Consider the following 14,839-nt stretch of genomic DNA (forward strand, 5'->3'; position numbering starts at 1 on the left):
TGACGACGATCAAACCACAATGGACTTGGCCCGACAAATACATTAGGTGAAGGACCAGCATTCACCAAATGAATGAGGCAACTATGCTCAGCCCGAGACGCCGTTTCGTCTGGGAGATCGACTGGAACCTTCTGCGCACCTTCACGGTGATCGTCGAAGAAAAGAGCCTGACAGCTGCAGGCAACCGCCTGTCGCTGAAGCAGCCGACCATCAGCAACGCACTGCGCCGCCTCGAAGAGCATATGGCCTGCCGCCTGATCGACCGATCCTCCAACCACTTCCGCATGACGTCAGCTGGCGAACGGCTCTACGCGGAATGTCTGACAATGTTTTCGATCGTCACCGGCCTGCCCGATCTCATCAAGGACGACCCCGACCTGGTCACCGGCCATGTCGAAATGGCCTTTGCCAGCCATATCGAATGCCCGTTCCTTGATCGCTTCCTTGCCGATTTCCACAAGACCTTTCCGCGGGTCAGCTTCTCGACCACCGTTTCCGCCAGCCAAACGGTCATCGACAATGTCCTATCCGGCGAGGCCTGCCTGGGCATCTGCCTTGCCCACGAAAAGCACCCGGAACTGGACTACACCGTGCTTTATCGCGAACATTTCGGCTTCTTCTGTGCGCCCGGCCACCCGCTGTTTGGAAAGCGCGACACCGATATTACCGAACTCGCAACGCTGGACTACGTCTCCTTCAAGACGGATCAACTCGGCGGTGCCTTGGCGCCAATCGCTCGCCTACGGCAACGGGAGAATTTCAATGGGCCGGTGCTGGGGCTCTTCACCAATCTCGAAGAAGTCAAGCGCCTCATCAAGGTCGGGTTCGGCTTCGGTCCCTTGCCGATCCATGTGGTGGCAGCCGACATCGAGGCACGGCAACTCTGGCAATTGCCGCCCTATGAAAACCCGCCGGCTGCCGATGTCTATCTGGTCACCAAGCGTTCTGCGCGCAGCAGCAGGGCTGAGACCTTGCTGATAGACCGGCTACTCGCCGCCGTCGCGGCCGTGCCGCTCAGCGATCGGACATATCCGCGCGGAATTGCAAACCCCGAGCTTGAGAGTGCCTAGCACCTGCATTCCTCCACAGAATGGGACAGCCGCTCACCGCGATCCTCCCCCACCTCCGACTGTCAACCGTTACGCTGACCCACTCTGATTGGCGACCTCCAGCGCGGAAATGACTTCCGCGTCGCTCACCTGGCGGAAATCATCGTAAAAATGCCCGACGGCGCGAAAGACGAATGGCGCTTCGAGGCAGATGAGCGCATCAACGTTTCGCTCCAACTCCTCCAGGGAAACGGCCGGCGCAACCGGAACGGCCAGCACCAGTTCCTGCGGCCCCTGGTTCCGAATGGCCTTAAGCGCCGCCTTGACGGTGGAGCCGGTGGCTATGCCATCATCGACAACGATGACCACGCGCCCGGCAAGCGGGATAGTGTTGCGATTGCCGAGATAAAGCCGCTTGCGCCGCTCGATCTCCATCTGTTGCGATCTGCATATCGCCGAAAACTCCCTGTCGCGGATTCGCGCCTGCCGGATGACGTTTTCATTGCGAACGATGATTGGCTCTGGCCCATCCACAATCGCGCCCATCGCAAGCTCGGAATGGAAAGGCACACCGATCTTTTGGACGAAAAGGAGATCCAGCGGCGCATCAAGCGCACGGGCAATTTCCGCAGCGACGGCGACGCCGCCACGCGGAAGCGCAATCACGACCGGGCATTTTCCGCGGTAACCTGTCAGTGCAGCAGCCAGTCTGGAGCCTGCGTCCTTGCGGTTTGCGAATGACATCTCGCACCTGTCCGTTTCAACCGCAGGAATACTCCAGCCCCGATGCGGTGTGGCCAGTTTAACCTATCGCCGGGCAGGGCGCCATTTCCACCATCCCGACCGGTATTCGTCGCGCCAGCCATTCCAATGCCCCCCGAACCGTAATCCGCCCCTTGACGCACTCCTTGCAATTTGCATTATTGCTCAGATGTCAGACCAATTCTGGTTTTAACTAGAAAGCGGACAGTGATGCAGAAGGATGCAAGAGCGGCACTCGCCCCCCTGCCCCCGGCCGACCGGGCGCAGCAGGTGACAGCAGCGCTTGCGGACTATATCCAGCGCTCCAACCTCGTTCCCGGCGACCGTCTTCCGGCCGAGCGAGAGCTGATGAGCGCCCTTGCCGTCGGCCGTTCGACCATCCGCGAGGTCATCCGCCATTTTCAGGCGCTCGGTGTCGTCGAGGCCCGCAAGGGCAGCGGAACCTACCTGCTGAAGCCGATCTCCGGCAGCACCATCCACATGCCGCTATCGCTGGAAACGACGCATCTGCGTGATGTGCTGTTGATGACGCTGGAAGTGCGCCGGGGTATCGAGGCGGAAGCTGGCATGGTTGCAGCCCGCGTCCGGACGCCGGAAGACGTGCGGATGATCGAAGAAAAGCTCGATGAGATGGAGCGGGTGCACCTGTCCAAGGGTACATCCGGCCCGGAAGACCTGGCCTTCCACCTCGCCATCTATGACGCCACCCACAACCCGCTGTTCAAGCAATTGCTCGAACAGATGCGCGGCGCTTTCGAACGCTTCTGGGAATGGCCTTTCGACCGGCTGGATTTCGCCCGCCGCTCCTTTCCATTCCACCGCACCCTCTTCAATGCGATCGCTGCTCAGGACCCTGAAGCCGCGCGCGCTGAAACACTGAAAATCCTCGCGATCGTCGAGGAAGACATCAAGGAAATGTCCAAATGAGCAACGGGTTTGATCCGTTCGAAGATGCCTCTCTCATCGTCACCCATGACGTGAGCAATGCCTATGACGCCGTTGTGCCGCCGATCGTGCAGACGTCGCTGTTCACCTTCACCGATTATGACGACATGGTCGCGTCCTATCGCGGCGAAAAGGTCCGGCCGATCTATACGCGCGGCCTGAACCCGACCGTGCGGATCTTCGAGGAAATGTTGGCCAAACTTGAAGGTGCTGAAGACGCTATCGGCTTTGCCAGCGGCATGTCGGCGATCTCCTCGACGGTTCTGTCTTTCGTCGAACCCGGCGACCGCATCGTTGCGGTCAAGCATCTCTATCCCGATGCCTACCGCCTGTTCGGTACGTTTTTCAAGCGCATGGGCATCGAGGTTACCTATGTCGATGGCCGCGATGAAGAAGAGGTCGCCAAGGCCCTGCCCGGCGCGAAGTTTCTTTATCTCGAAAGCCCGACGAGCTGGGTGATGCAGACCCATGATGTCGCAGCGCTCGCAGCCTTGGCCAAGTCGCACGGCATTACCTCCGCGATCGACAACAGCTGGGCAAGCCCGGTCTTCCAGCAGCCGATCTCGCTCGGCGTCGATCTGGTCATTCATTCCGCTTCGAAATATCTCGGCGGTCATAGCGACGTCGTCGCTGGCGTTGTTGCAGGCTCCAAGGAACTGATCGGACGCATCCGCTCGGAAGCCTATCCCTATCTCGGCGGCAAGCTGTCGCCGTTCGATGCCTGGCTTCTCATCCGCGGCATGCGCACGCTGCCGATCCGCATGAAAGCGCATGAGCAATCCACTGTCGAGATCACCAAGCGTCTGCAGGCGCATGATGCAGTCGAATCGGTGAACTATCCCGGCCTCGCCAATCATCTGCCGCCCGGCCTCAAGGGCACATCCGGCCTGTTCTCGTTCATTTTCAAGGAAGGCATCAATGTCCGTACCTTCTCGGATCACCTTGAGCTGTTCAAGCTCGGCGTCAGCTGGGGCGGGCACGAAAGCCTGATCGTGCCGGGCGAAGTCGTCCTCTCGCAAAAAGCACAACCTAATTCCGCGGTCGCCTTCGGCATCAGTCCGCGGTCGGTACGGCTCCATGTCGGCCTGGAGGGAACGGAGGCCCTCTGGAGCGATATCGAAGCGGCAATCGCTGCCGCAGCGATAGGCTGACACGACAGCATGCAACCCAACCAACAATAAAAGGGAAACGAAAATGAGGAAACTGATTGCCGCGACCATGGTCGCCACGCTGATGGCAGGCACAGCTCTTGCCGACACCAAGCTGAAGCTGGTTGAAGTCATCACCAGCCCGGAACGTACCGAAACGCTGAAATCGATCGTCGCCAAGTTCGAAGCCGCCAACCCCGGCACGACGGTCGAGATCATCTCGCTGCCCTGGGGCGAAGCGTTCCAGAAGTTCGCCACCATGGTTTCTGCAGGCGAAATCCCAGACGTGATGGAAATGCCCGATACCTGGCTGTCGCTCTATGCCAACAATGGCATGCTTGAAAGCCTCGAGCCCTACCTGAAGACCTGGGACCAGACGCCTGAACTGACCGATCGCGCGCTCGAACTTGGCCGCGACATCCAGGACACGGCCTATATGCTGCCTTACGGCTTCTATCTGCGCGCCATGTTCTACAACAAGAAGATCTTCGCGGAAGCAGGCGTCGATGGCCCGCCGAAGACGATGGACGATTTCGTCGCCGCCGCCGAGAAGATCAAGAAGCTGCCGGGCAAATATGCCTATTGCATGCGCGGCGGTCCGGGCGGCCTCAACGGCTGGATGATGATGGGCGCCACGATGGCGGGCGACAACACCTACTTCAACGCCGACGGCACATCGAAATTCTCGGAAGAAGGCTGGGTCAAGGGCTTCACCTGGCTGATCGACCTCTACAAGAACGGCTATGCGCCGAAGGACAGCGTCAACTGGGGCTTCAACGAGATCGTCGCCGGCTTCTACACCGGCACCTGCGCGATGCTCGACCAGGATCCGGACGCGCTGATCGCCATCGCCGAGCGCATGGACGCGGCCGACTATGGCGTCACCACCATGCCGAAGGGTCCGTCGGGCAAGACATTCCCGACCATCGGCTTTGCCGGCTGGTCGATGATGTCGGCGAGCGCCAACAAGGACCTGTCCTGGAAGCTGATTGCCACGCTCGAAGGCCCGGAAGGCAATATCGAGTGGAACAAGAAGATCGGCGCCCTGCCGGCCCTCAAATCCGCCGAGAAGGATCCTTTCTTTGCAACGGATCAGTTCAAGGGCTGGTTCGAGGAACTGGCCGACAAGGACGCCATCCCGACGGTGATGCCGACCTATCTGGAAGAGTTCGCCTTCTTTAAGGATTCGATGGCGATCAAGACCAGCCAGGAAGCCATGCTCGGCGATATCACGCCGGAGGAAATGGCCAAGCAATGGGCTGACTACATGACCAAGGCTCAACAGAAGTTCCTCGCGAGCAAATAAGTCATCAGCCTTTAACCGCAGGCACCGGCATGATGCCGGCTGCCTGCGGCCCATTCCCCTGACGGAAAAGCCGGCACGCCTCCCCGCGCCGCAAACTGGAAATATTTGACGATGGCTTCACATGCAGCAGCCCGCAATGGCGGCGCGCGCAGGGACCAGCGGCCGCTGAAGAAGCGCCTTGCCGATGCCTCCGCCCCCTATCTCTATAGCGCGCCCGCGCTGATCCTGATCGTCACCGTCATGCTGGTGCCGCTGGTGCTCGGTATTTCCTATGCTTTCCGCGATATCCAGCTGCTCAATCCCTTTTCCGGCGGCTTCATTGGGCTCGATCATTTCAAAACCCTGTCGCAAGACCAGAATTTCTATCGGGCCTTGAAGAACACGCTGTGGTGGACAGGCTGGTCCGTGCTGCTGCAGTTCGTTCTCGGACTGATCCTCGCGCTGTTGCTCGACAAGCCGTTTGCCGGACGCGCCATCGTGCAGGCGCTGGTCTTCCTGCCATGGGCAGTTCCAAGTTTTCTTGCCGGCCTCAACTGGGCCTGGCTGTTCAACCCCGTCGTCGGCCCCATTCCGCACTGGCTGTTTTCGCTCGGCTTGATGAGCGAGCCCTACAATATCTTGTCCGATCCGCAGCTTTCCATGTGGGGGCCGATCATCGCCAATGTCTGGTGGGGCATCCCGTTCTTCGCCATCACGCTCCTGGCGGCCCTTCAAGCGATCCCGCGTGATCTCTACGAGGCAGCCAGCATCGATGGCGCCGGGCCAGTGCAGCGATTCATCTCGATCACCCTGCCCTTCCTCGCCCCGACCATTGCCATCACGGTGCTGCTGCGGACAGTGTGGATTTCAAACTTCGCCGACCTGATCATCGTCATGACCAATGGCGGACCGGCCGACCGCAGCCAGATCGTCGCCAGCTACATCTTCACCCAGGCCTTCAAGCGGCTGGATTTCGGCTATGCCTCAGCCATCGCACTGGTGCTGCTGGCGCTTTTGATCACCTATTCGATGCTGATCGTGATCCTACGTCAGTGGCTGTTGAGCAAGGATTGAGATCATGACCGGCAAACGCATCGCCTCCATTCTCGCGCACCGTCTAGCCATTCTCGCCTATGTCGTCTTCGCGCTGTTCCCGCTCTACTGGTTGTTGAAAGTCTCGGTCACTCCCAACAAGCTGCTCTATTCCGAGGGCATCAGGATGTGGCCGTCGCAGACCAGTTTCGAGCATTTCGACTTCGTCTTGAAACACAGCGAATTCCCGACCTTCTTCAAGAACAGCCTGATCGTTTCCGGCTCGACGGCGATCATCGTCACCGTGCTCGCCTCCTTGGCGGGCTATGCAATGTCGCGCTTCACCTTCCGTGGCAAATACTGGATCGTGACGCTGATGCTGCTGACCCAGATGTTTCCGCTGGTCATGCTGGTGGCGCCGATCTTCAAGATGCTGTCGCCACTCGGGCTGACCAACAGCCTCACCGGCCTCGTCATCGTCTACACCGCCTTCAACGTGCCGTTCGCCACCTTCCTGATGCAGTCTTTCTTCGACGGTATCCCGAAGGATCTCGAGGAAGCCGCGATGATCGACGGCGCCACCCAGTTCGTCGCCTTCCGTCAGATCATCCTGCCGCTGACGCTGCCGGGTATCGCAGCCACCCTTGGCTTCGTCTTTACGGCCGCATGGAGCGAGCTGCTGTTCTCGCTGATGCTGATCTCCGGCAACGACTCCGCGACTTTCCCGGTCGGGCTGCTTTCCTTCGTCTCGAAATTCTCGGTCGATTTCGGACAGATGATGGCGGCGGGCGTCATGGCGCTTATCCCCGCCTGCCTGTTCTTCCTGTTGATCCAACGTTACCTCGTGCAGGGCCTGACGGCCGGCGCCGTGAAAGGCTGATCCCATGGCATCCATCGATATCGCCGCCATCCGCAAATCCTACGGCATCCATCCGGTGCTGCATGGTGTCGACCTTGAGATCAAGGATGGCGAGTTCGTTGTCCTGGTCGGCCCATCCGGCTGCGGCAAGTCCACGTTGCTGCGGATGATTGCCGGCCTGGAGGCCGTCACATCGGGTGAAATCCGCATCGACGGCAAGCGCGTCAACGATCTTGCCCCGAAGGACCGCGACATCGCCATGGTCTTCCAGTCCTACGCGCTTTATCCGCATATGAGCGTCGCCAAGAACATGAGCTACAGCCTGCGGCTCAGGAAAACGCCGAAGGAAAAAATCGCTTCGGTTGTTGCCGGTGCCGCCAGCAAGCTCGGACTCGACCCGCTGATGGAACGCCGCCCGAAGGCTCTCTCCGGCGGCCAGCGCCAGCGCGTTGCCATGGGCCGCGCCATCGTGCGTGAACCGAAGGCCTTCCTGTTCGACGAACCGCTGTCCAACCTCGATGCCCGCCTGCGCGAACAGATGCGCGCCGAAATCAAGAAGATGCATCAGGATCTTGGCGCCACCTCGATCTATGTCACGCACGACCAGATCGAAGCGATGACACTGGCCGACCGGATTGTCGCCATGCACGGCGGCGTCATCCAGCAGGTCGGCAGCCCCCTCGAACTTTACGACAATCCGGCGAACCTCTTCGTCGCCGGTTTCATCGGTTCACCCGGCATGAACTTCTTCGAAGGCCGCTACATGGTGACCGGCGACAGCGCCAGCTTTGCGCTCACCGGCGGCGTCACGCTGCCGCTCAGTGGCACCGCCAATCTTATCGACGGCAGCCGCGCCACGCTCGGCATCCGGCCGGAACATGTGGTTCTGGGGGCCGAAGGTCCCGACGTCCTGAAGGCCACCGTCGATCTGGTCGAGCCGACCGGCTTCGGCATCATCGTTCACCTCAAGCTCGGCCCGGTCGCCTTCAAGGCCTTTACGCTCGACCGGCGGTTCCTGGGCATGCACGGTGAAGTGAATGTTAGGCTTCCGGTCAAAAACCTGCATTTCTTTAACGAGGCCGGACAGAAGGTCTGACATTCTGATCCGGAAGACGGGCTCAACGTCCGGTTTTGACATTGCGAGTGACTTTCAGTATTTTCAATATAAACAATAGTTTATGAGAAAACTCTGAAAGAGCGATGTCTCACGATCGCGACACCTTGCGCTTCTACGAAATGGAAGCCGCCAAATACACATCCAGAGGCCAGGAGCCGAGCGAGAGCCGGATCGCGAACTTTCTGTCGCAATTGCAGCCCGGCGCAAGCATTCTTGAACTCGGGTGCGGCGGTGGTCAGGATAGCGAATTCATGCTCGCACGGGGCTTCGACGTCCGCCCGACGGATGGCACTCCCGAAATTGCCCACGAAGCGGAAAAACGCCTCCGGATCCCGGTTGCCACATTGCTGTTCGGTGATCTGAATGAGCAGGCCATGTATGACGGCGTCTGGGCCAATGCGTGTCTTCTCCACATCCCCAGAGCCGGCCTGCCGGACATCCTCGCCCGCATCCATGCCGCGTTGAAACCCGGCGGGGTGTTTTACGCCAGCTTCAAGGCCGGGGAAGCTGAAGGCCGCGACGAGTTCGACCGGTATTACAACTATCCCTCCGAAAGCTGGCTGAGAAACGTCTACGCGCAGCTTGCCTGGGCATCGGTCTCGATCGAAGCCAAAGCAGGGGGCGGCTATGATAACAAGCCGACCGAATGGCTCCACGTCATGGCGACGAAACGGCCTTGACCTCCATACGGCATCCCACTTCTTCCGACGTTACGAAAGCCAACGAGGTAGGTTTTGATGGAGCGATCAGAAAGCGTTGAGGCGACAGCGGATGCCCTGATCGTTGTCGATGTGCAGGTGGCATTCGTCACCGGAATCGAGGCTGTTCCGGACCATTCCACGTTGCTGGCGGCAATCGAGGCTTTGATGACCGCGGCGCGTACAGCAAAGGTGCCGGTTATTTTCCTGCAAAACGACGGAGAGCCCGGAACGGTCGATGAGCCGCATCGGCCCGGTTGGGCACTTCACTTTCCGCCACTTGCCGATGAGAGCGTCGTGCGGAAAACCACAGATGACGGTTTCGACGGTACGCCCTTGCACAGGCTGCTCGCGGCATCCGCCGTGCAAACCGTTGCCCTCTGCGGTGTGCTGTCCGAAATGTGCGTGGCAGCGACGGCACGGGCCGCCATCCAGCGCGGCTATCACGTCATCCTGCCGCATGACGCTCATGCGACCTATGACGTGCCTCCAGGTCCCGGCGGATCGCCAATGGTTCCAGCCAGCATGGCGGCGCGGGCAGCGGAATGGTCGCTCGGGGACGAGATCACCATCGCAGCATCGCTTGCGGATATCCGTTTTTCCAAATCCACGGAAAAATAGCATCCAGTCTCGCTGCCCCAGCGGCGGCATCAAAAAAATACGAAATAATTTTCACGCCATGTCGAAATCCCAAAACGAGCAACGTTCTTGGGGTGTAGAGACAGAAACACAAAGAGTAACAGCAATGAATTTTCCGATTACCTCGCTTTACGCGGTCGCTCTGACCGTCATTTTCCTGCTCCTATGGATCAATGTCAGCAAAACCCGTTCGGCGCTTAGCCTGTCCATCGGCGACGCCGGCAATGTCGATCTGCATGAACGTATCCGCCGGCACGGCAATTTCGTCGAATGGGTGCCGATGATCCTGATCCTGATGGTGCTGGCCGAGGGACAGGGTGCAGGCCCGCTCTGGCTGCATGCGGCAGGCGCACTGACGGTGGCCGGTCGGATCTTGCACCCGTTCGGACTGCGCGCCAATGCACCGGCCCATCCGCTGCGGATCATCGGCAACACCGCCTGCATCCTCGCGATGGTTGTCCTCGCTGTCGCTCTCACCCTTTCGGCCTTTGCCCTTTGAACTGAAACCGTGAATATTCCAAACACAGGAGACCTTCTATGCAATATATGGCGCTGATTTATGGGGATCCATCCGTGGAACCGGCCTATGGCACACCTGAATTCGAGACAATGATGCAAGGTTATGCCGCCTTTAGTGAAATGCTGAAGGCCGCCAACGCCTATGTCTCGGGCGAAGGCCTGCAAGGTGTCGAAACAGCCACGAGCGTGCGCGTTCGGGGCGGCAAGGTCGAAACGATGGACGGACCCTTTGCCGAAACCAAGGAGCAGTTGGGCGGGTATTACATCTTGGATGTTCCCGATCTGGATACGGCACTTCGCTATGCCGCGATGATCCCTTCCGCCACCTACGGCACCGTCGAAGTCCGGCCGGTAATGGACTATAGCTGATGCACTCAGCTGCCCCCGATCCTCAAGCCGTATCCCGGGCCATTGATGCCCTGGCGCGCACGGACCGGGGGCGGCTGTTGTCGGCACTGATCGCCCGGCTCAAAAACTTCCAGTTGGCCGAAGATGCGCTGCAGGACGCACTGGCTTCCGCCGTCGTGCATTGGGGACGAACGGGGGTTCCCGCCTCACCGCAAGGTTGGTTGCTGAAGGTTGCGCTGCGCAAGGCAATCGACCTGCTGCGCAAGGATGCCCGGGAAGATCGCAAGACCGCCGAGATCGCCCGCCTCTCCGTGGACGAGGCTCACGAGAATACGACAGACGACATTCCCGACGAACGCCTGCGGCTGATCTTCACCTGTTGCCATCCCGCGCTGGAATCGAAGACCCAAGTGGCACTCACCCTGCGCACGCTTGGCGGCTTGAGCACGCCCGAGGTCGCCAGCGCCTTTCTCGACAACGAGACAACCATGGGCCAGCGATTGACCAGGGCACGCGCAAAAATCCTTGCTGCCGGCATCCCGTATGTGGTGCCCGGTCCGGAAGCCTGGGCGGAACGGCTGCAATCCGTGCTGACCGTCGTCTACTTGATCTTCAATCAGGGCTACTCCTGTGCCGCGGGGGACCGGGTGCGGCAGCTCGGCGAGGAGGCAATCTATCTCGGGCACATGCTCGACAGCCTGCGGCCGGGCGAGGCCGAGATCGAGGGGCTTTTGGCCCTGATGCTGATTACCGAAGCCCGCCGGGCGGCACGGCTGGACGCCGATGGGACAAGCATTCCCATTGCCTCGCAGGACCGCAAGCTCTGGAACGATGGGCGGATTGCCGACGGCCTTTCTTTGCTCGACCGGGCGATGGCCCGCCGCGCTGCCGGCCCCTTCCAGATCAAGGCGGCAATCGCCGCCCTGCATGTCCAGTCCGAACCGCCGGACTGGAGCCAGATCGTTCTGCTTTACGACAGCCTGCTGCGCATGGAGCCGACCCCGGTGGTGCAATTGAACCGCGCCGTGGCCCTGGCCGAGGCCGGTGCACCGGAGGCCGGTCTGCGCGTTCTGGAATCTCTGGCGTCGGTGCTCGATGCCTATCAGCCATTTCATGCGGCCAACGCAGAACTTTTGTCGCGGTGCGGCCGGACCAGTGCCGCACTTGCGGCCTACGACCGCGCCATCGACCTTACAAGCAATCCGTCGGACGCAGCCTTTTTGAGGCATCGCCGCACTCAGTCCACCGAAAGCCTTTGACCTATTCGGCAGCCTTTTCCAACGGCATCAGCGTGAACAATTCCTGGGCGCGCTTGACGCCACGCAGGGCATAACGCCCGATCGAAACGACTTCGGAATTGCGCAGAGGAGGTGCTGCGGCAACGAACTGCGATGACATGATCACGCTGCGATCGACGAAGCGGCACATCGAGGCGATGCGGCTGACTTCGTTAACGGCTGGCCCGATGACGGTGAAATCCAGCCGGTCGCTCGAACCGATATTACCATAGAAGACATCACCAATATGCAGCCCGAGATAAACCTCGGTTACTGGGCGCCCTTCGAGCATGCGCAACTCGTTCAGCCCCTTCAGCTTCGCGCGCAAGTTCTGTTCCGCCAGCAGCGCCCGCCCACAGGCGTCTTCGCGTTCCTCGGCCTTGAAGATCGCCAACGTGCCATCGCCGATCAGCTTCAAGACATTGCCGCCGGCCTCGTGAATGGAGGAAATCACCGCATCGGCATAATCATTGAGAAACGGAATGATCTCGTCCGGCGGCAGGTTGTCGGAGATACGGGTATAATTCTGCAGATCGGAGAACCACAGAACCGCCGAAATCCGCTCGGCCTTGCCACGCGATATGCGGCCTTCAAGCACCTGCTTGGCGGCGTCCTCGCCGAGATAGACCTCGGCAATGGTCCGTGAAATACGCGTCAGCGATCCCGACTTGATCGCCAGCGCCAGCACCGGAACCAATTGCCGAAGGGCTGCCAGATCTTCCTCGCGAAAACCCTCCTCGTCCATTGTCGTCCAATGCGAGTAAAAACAGTCCATGTCACCGATATGGCTGTCCTGGGCGAAGCGATGGATCATCGCGACATAGTCCTTGTGTCCAGCCGCCAACATGACATCCAACATGTAGAAATCGGTCGGGTCGCCGAAACCGAGGCGCCTTCGGATCTCGTTCTGATTTTTTTCGCGCAGGTGAAAGAACGCCGAGCGCTCCCAATTTTCAGCCGAAACACCCTCGTTCGTCGGCCCGTATTCGAAAGCCGCTTTCACGGGCTCTTTGCTGTCCCACTGGAAGGCCCGCCCCTCATAGACCGGATGCAGCGTATCGATCAGGGCAAGGCCGCGATCAAGTCGCATTCCGGCGGCACGGGCGCGCTGGCAGAAGCCGTTGACGATGTCCATTTCGTCGACGCCCTTCAGGCCCTGCGTCGTCAACCAGGCGGAAATCTCGCTGATATCGTCTGCGTTCATGTCGATTTCCTTGGTTCCGGCGGACATTCACACGTCTAGCGCATAACCTATCGATCCGGAATCGATATAAGGAACGGCCGGCCGGGTCGATCGGCCATGCGGGGAAGACGTGCGAGGGAAGGCCTCTGAAGTTGCCGCGGATGTGGGTAAGCCCCAACCAAAAGGCAAGGTTCAACCGCAGCCTTTTTAAATTTCGTCCTGCCGTGTGACAAATTCGCGAGACAGCCAGTCAATGAAGACACGCACCCGCGGTGACAGCTGGCGGCTGCGAGGGTAGAGTAGCGAAACCGGCGTGCGGGATGGCGGATTGTCCGGCAGGATGGCAACGAGCGTGCCGTTTCTCAGGTCCTCCTCCAGGGAATAGCGCGGGGCCTGCATGATGCCGAGCCCCAGCCGCGCCGCCGCCGCCAGCGTATCGGCACCATTGACGGATACCACCGTCGGCAAGGAAACGCTGCGGATTCCACCCGCTACCGTGAACTCCAGCGGCAGCAAGCCGCCGATGGCTGTCGACCAGAAGCCGATCATCTGGTGCCCGCCGAGATCGTCAATATTTTGCGGCAGGCCAAAGCGTGCAATATAATCCGGTGAGGCACAGGTCACCTCTTCCAGAAGCGCGACGCGCCGGGCAATCATGTCGCTATCCTGCAAATCGCCGACACGCAGCACGCAGTCGATCCCTTCGCGGATCAGATCGACCAGCCTGTCGCCTTCGCTCATATACATCTGGATATCGGGATATTCCTTCAGGAAGGCCGGCAATCCAGGCAAAACGAAATGCCGCGCCAGCTTGCCGTGCACATCGACACGCAACAGCCCCTTCGGCTTTGCCCCGGCAAAGGCACTTTCAGCATCCTCAATATCGGACAGAATGGTCAGGCAACGACGATAATAGGCCTCGCCATCGAGCGTCGGGCTGACATGCCGGGTCGTGCGCTGGAGCAGGCGCACACCCAACCGAGCTTCCAGCTGCTTCACCGCATCCGTCACCGTGGAGCGGGGAAGGCCCGTGTCTTCTGCGGCCAGCGTAAAACTGCGCCTCTCCACCACGCGCGAAAACACCCGCATCGCTTCAAATCTATCCATCGGGATTGTTCGCCATTTTCGAATAGTGATACCGAATGATGGCTAATTATCCGCCGAATGAAAAGCTGCATCTTCTCCTCATCGAAATCGCGCTGCGGCGTGGTTAATCAAGGACGAAGAAAATGTCAGACAACAGCAACAAAGTGGCCATTGTCACCGGTGCTTCGCGCGGCATCGGCGCCGCTATTGCCGAGCGACTTGCCAGGGACGGTTTTAAGATCGTCATCAACTACTCCGGGGAAACCACTCCGGCCGAGGCGCTCGCCCGGAAAATTGAAGACAAAGGCGGCCGCGCGCTCACCGCAAAAGCCGATGTCAGTAACACGGACGCCGTGCGTCAAATGTTCGACGCGGCGGAAGCCGCCTTCGGTGGCATCGACATCCTCGTCAACAACGCCGGTATCATGATGCTCTCGTCGCTCGCGGAAAGCACCGACGCTCTGTTCGACCGCCAGATCGCCGTCAACCTGAGGGGTACCTTCAACACGCTGAGAGAAGCTGCAAGGCGCCTGCGCGACGGTGGCAGGATCGTCAATTTCTCGACCAGCGTCGTCGGCCTGAAGCTCGAAAACTACGGCATCTACGCTGCCACCAAGGCCGCCGTCGAAACGCTGACCGCAATCCTGTCGAAAGAACTGCGTGGCCGCTCCATCACCGTCAACGCAGTGGCACCCGGCCCAACGGCCACAGACCTCTTCCTCAACGGCAAGAGCAATGAATTGATCGCCCGTATGGCCAGGATGAACCCGCTTGAGCGCCTCGGCACGCCACAAGACATCGCCTCCGCCGTCGCCTTCCTCGCCGGCCCGGACGGCTCCTGGATCAACGGTCAGGTGCTGCGCGCCAATGGCGGCATGATCTGAGTCGTCAT

At 60.0% G+C, this 14,839-nt stretch carries 16 protein-coding genes; 13 read left to right on the top strand and 3 right to left on the bottom strand.

The window, feature by feature from the left end:
• The first annotated feature begins 83 nt into the window (after positions 1 to 83).
• The gene (locus ASD36_RS23865; protein ID WP_060511923.1) at positions 84 to 1,070 is read left to right on the top strand and encodes a LysR family transcriptional regulator; all 987 of its coding nucleotides are present in this window, start codon (positions 84 to 86) and stop codon (positions 1,068 to 1,070) included.
• Between the two features lie 69 nt (positions 1,071 to 1,139).
• On the opposite strand, the gene ASD36_RS23870 is transcribed toward ASD36_RS23865, so the two are convergent.
• Positions 1,140 to 1,793, bottom strand: a complete 654-nt coding sequence (locus ASD36_RS23870; RefSeq protein WP_060502249.1) for a phosphoribosyltransferase — start codon at positions 1,791 to 1,793, stop codon at positions 1,140 to 1,142.
• A gap of 228 nt (positions 1,794 to 2,021) precedes the next feature.
• Here ASD36_RS23870 and ASD36_RS23875 point away from each other — a divergent pair, with 228 nt between their 5' ends.
• The 11 genes from ASD36_RS23875 (at position 2,022) to ASD36_RS23925 (ending at position 11,660) form a co-directional block, all read left to right on the top strand.
• Positions 2,022 to 2,738: a FadR/GntR family transcriptional regulator gene (locus ASD36_RS23875; protein ID WP_060502250.1), complete on the top strand. Its 717-nt coding sequence runs from the start codon at positions 2,022 to 2,024 to the stop codon at positions 2,736 to 2,738.
• On the top strand, positions 2,735 to 3,907 hold the full coding sequence (locus tag ASD36_RS23880) for a PLP-dependent transferase (RefSeq protein ID WP_060502251.1): 1,173 nt from the start codon (positions 2,735 to 2,737) through the stop codon (positions 3,905 to 3,907). The genes ASD36_RS23875 and ASD36_RS23880 overlap by 4 nt, the downstream gene beginning before the upstream one ends.
• A gap of 43 nt (positions 3,908 to 3,950) precedes the next feature.
• Positions 3,951 to 5,210 (top strand): sugar ABC transporter substrate-binding protein, encoded by a 1,260-nt coding sequence (locus ASD36_RS23885; RefSeq protein ID WP_060502252.1) that lies wholly within the window; start codon positions 3,951 to 3,953, stop codon positions 5,208 to 5,210.
• 111 nt (positions 5,211 to 5,321) lie between these two features.
• Positions 5,322 to 6,263 carry a sugar ABC transporter permease gene (locus ASD36_RS23890; protein WP_060502253.1) on the top strand — a complete coding sequence of 314 codons (942 nt, stop codon included), beginning with the start codon at positions 5,322 to 5,324 and terminating at the stop codon, positions 6,261 to 6,263.
• A gap of 4 nt (positions 6,264 to 6,267) precedes the next feature.
• Complete coding sequence (locus tag ASD36_RS23895; RefSeq protein ID WP_060502254.1) at positions 6,268 to 7,101, top strand: carbohydrate ABC transporter permease; 834 nt, start codon at positions 6,268 to 6,270, stop codon at positions 7,099 to 7,101.
• Between the two features lie 4 nt (positions 7,102 to 7,105).
• Positions 7,106 to 8,176, top strand: coding sequence for a sn-glycerol-3-phosphate ABC transporter ATP-binding protein UgpC (ugpC, locus tag ASD36_RS23900; protein ID WP_060502255.1), 1,071 nt, complete (start codon positions 7,106 to 7,108; stop codon positions 8,174 to 8,176).
• Positions 8,177 to 8,280: 104 nt separating this feature from the next.
• Positions 8,281 to 8,877: a class I SAM-dependent methyltransferase gene (locus ASD36_RS23905; RefSeq protein ID WP_060502256.1), complete on the top strand. Its 597-nt coding sequence runs from the start codon at positions 8,281 to 8,283 to the stop codon at positions 8,875 to 8,877.
• A 57-nt stretch (positions 8,878 to 8,934) separates the two neighbouring features.
• Entirely contained in the window at positions 8,935 to 9,516 is a 582-nt protein-coding gene (locus ASD36_RS23910) for an isochorismatase family protein (protein ID WP_060502257.1), read from the top strand.
• A gap of 124 nt (positions 9,517 to 9,640) precedes the next feature.
• Positions 9,641 to 10,033 (top strand): MAPEG family protein, encoded by a 393-nt coding sequence (locus ASD36_RS23915; RefSeq protein ID WP_060502258.1) that lies wholly within the window; start codon positions 9,641 to 9,643, stop codon positions 10,031 to 10,033.
• A 38-nt stretch (positions 10,034 to 10,071) separates the two neighbouring features.
• Positions 10,072 to 10,422 (top strand): YciI family protein, encoded by a 351-nt coding sequence (locus ASD36_RS23920; protein ID WP_037110310.1) that lies wholly within the window; start codon positions 10,072 to 10,074, stop codon positions 10,420 to 10,422.
• Positions 10,422 to 11,660, top strand: a complete 1,239-nt coding sequence (locus ASD36_RS23925; RefSeq protein WP_060502259.1) for a DUF6596 domain-containing protein — start codon at positions 10,422 to 10,424, stop codon at positions 11,658 to 11,660. The genes ASD36_RS23920 and ASD36_RS23925 overlap by 1 nt, the downstream gene beginning before the upstream one ends.
• 1 nt (position 11,661) lies before the next feature.
• Here the strand turns inward: ASD36_RS23925 and ASD36_RS23930 are convergent, their stop codons facing one another.
• Both ASD36_RS23930 and ASD36_RS23935 read right to left on the bottom strand, forming a co-directional pair.
• On the bottom strand, positions 11,662 to 12,882 hold the full coding sequence (locus ASD36_RS23930; protein WP_060502436.1) for an adenylate/guanylate cyclase domain-containing protein: 1,221 nt from the start codon (positions 12,880 to 12,882) through the stop codon (positions 11,662 to 11,664).
• A gap of 186 nt (positions 12,883 to 13,068) precedes the next feature.
• Positions 13,069 to 13,968, bottom strand: coding sequence for a LysR family transcriptional regulator (locus tag ASD36_RS23935; protein WP_060502260.1), 900 nt, complete (start codon positions 13,966 to 13,968; stop codon positions 13,069 to 13,071).
• Positions 13,969 to 14,090: 122 nt separating this feature from the next.
• Here ASD36_RS23935 and ASD36_RS23940 point away from each other — a divergent pair, with 122 nt between their 5' ends.
• The gene (locus ASD36_RS23940; protein WP_060502261.1) at positions 14,091 to 14,831 is read left to right on the top strand and encodes an SDR family oxidoreductase; all 741 of its coding nucleotides are present in this window, start codon (positions 14,091 to 14,093) and stop codon (positions 14,829 to 14,831) included.
• Positions 14,832 to 14,839 lie beyond the last annotated feature (8 nt).

Source organism: Rhizobium sp. Root1334 (assembly GCF_001426665.1).
Taxonomy (GTDB): domain Bacteria; phylum Pseudomonadota; class Alphaproteobacteria; order Rhizobiales; family Rhizobiaceae; genus Pararhizobium.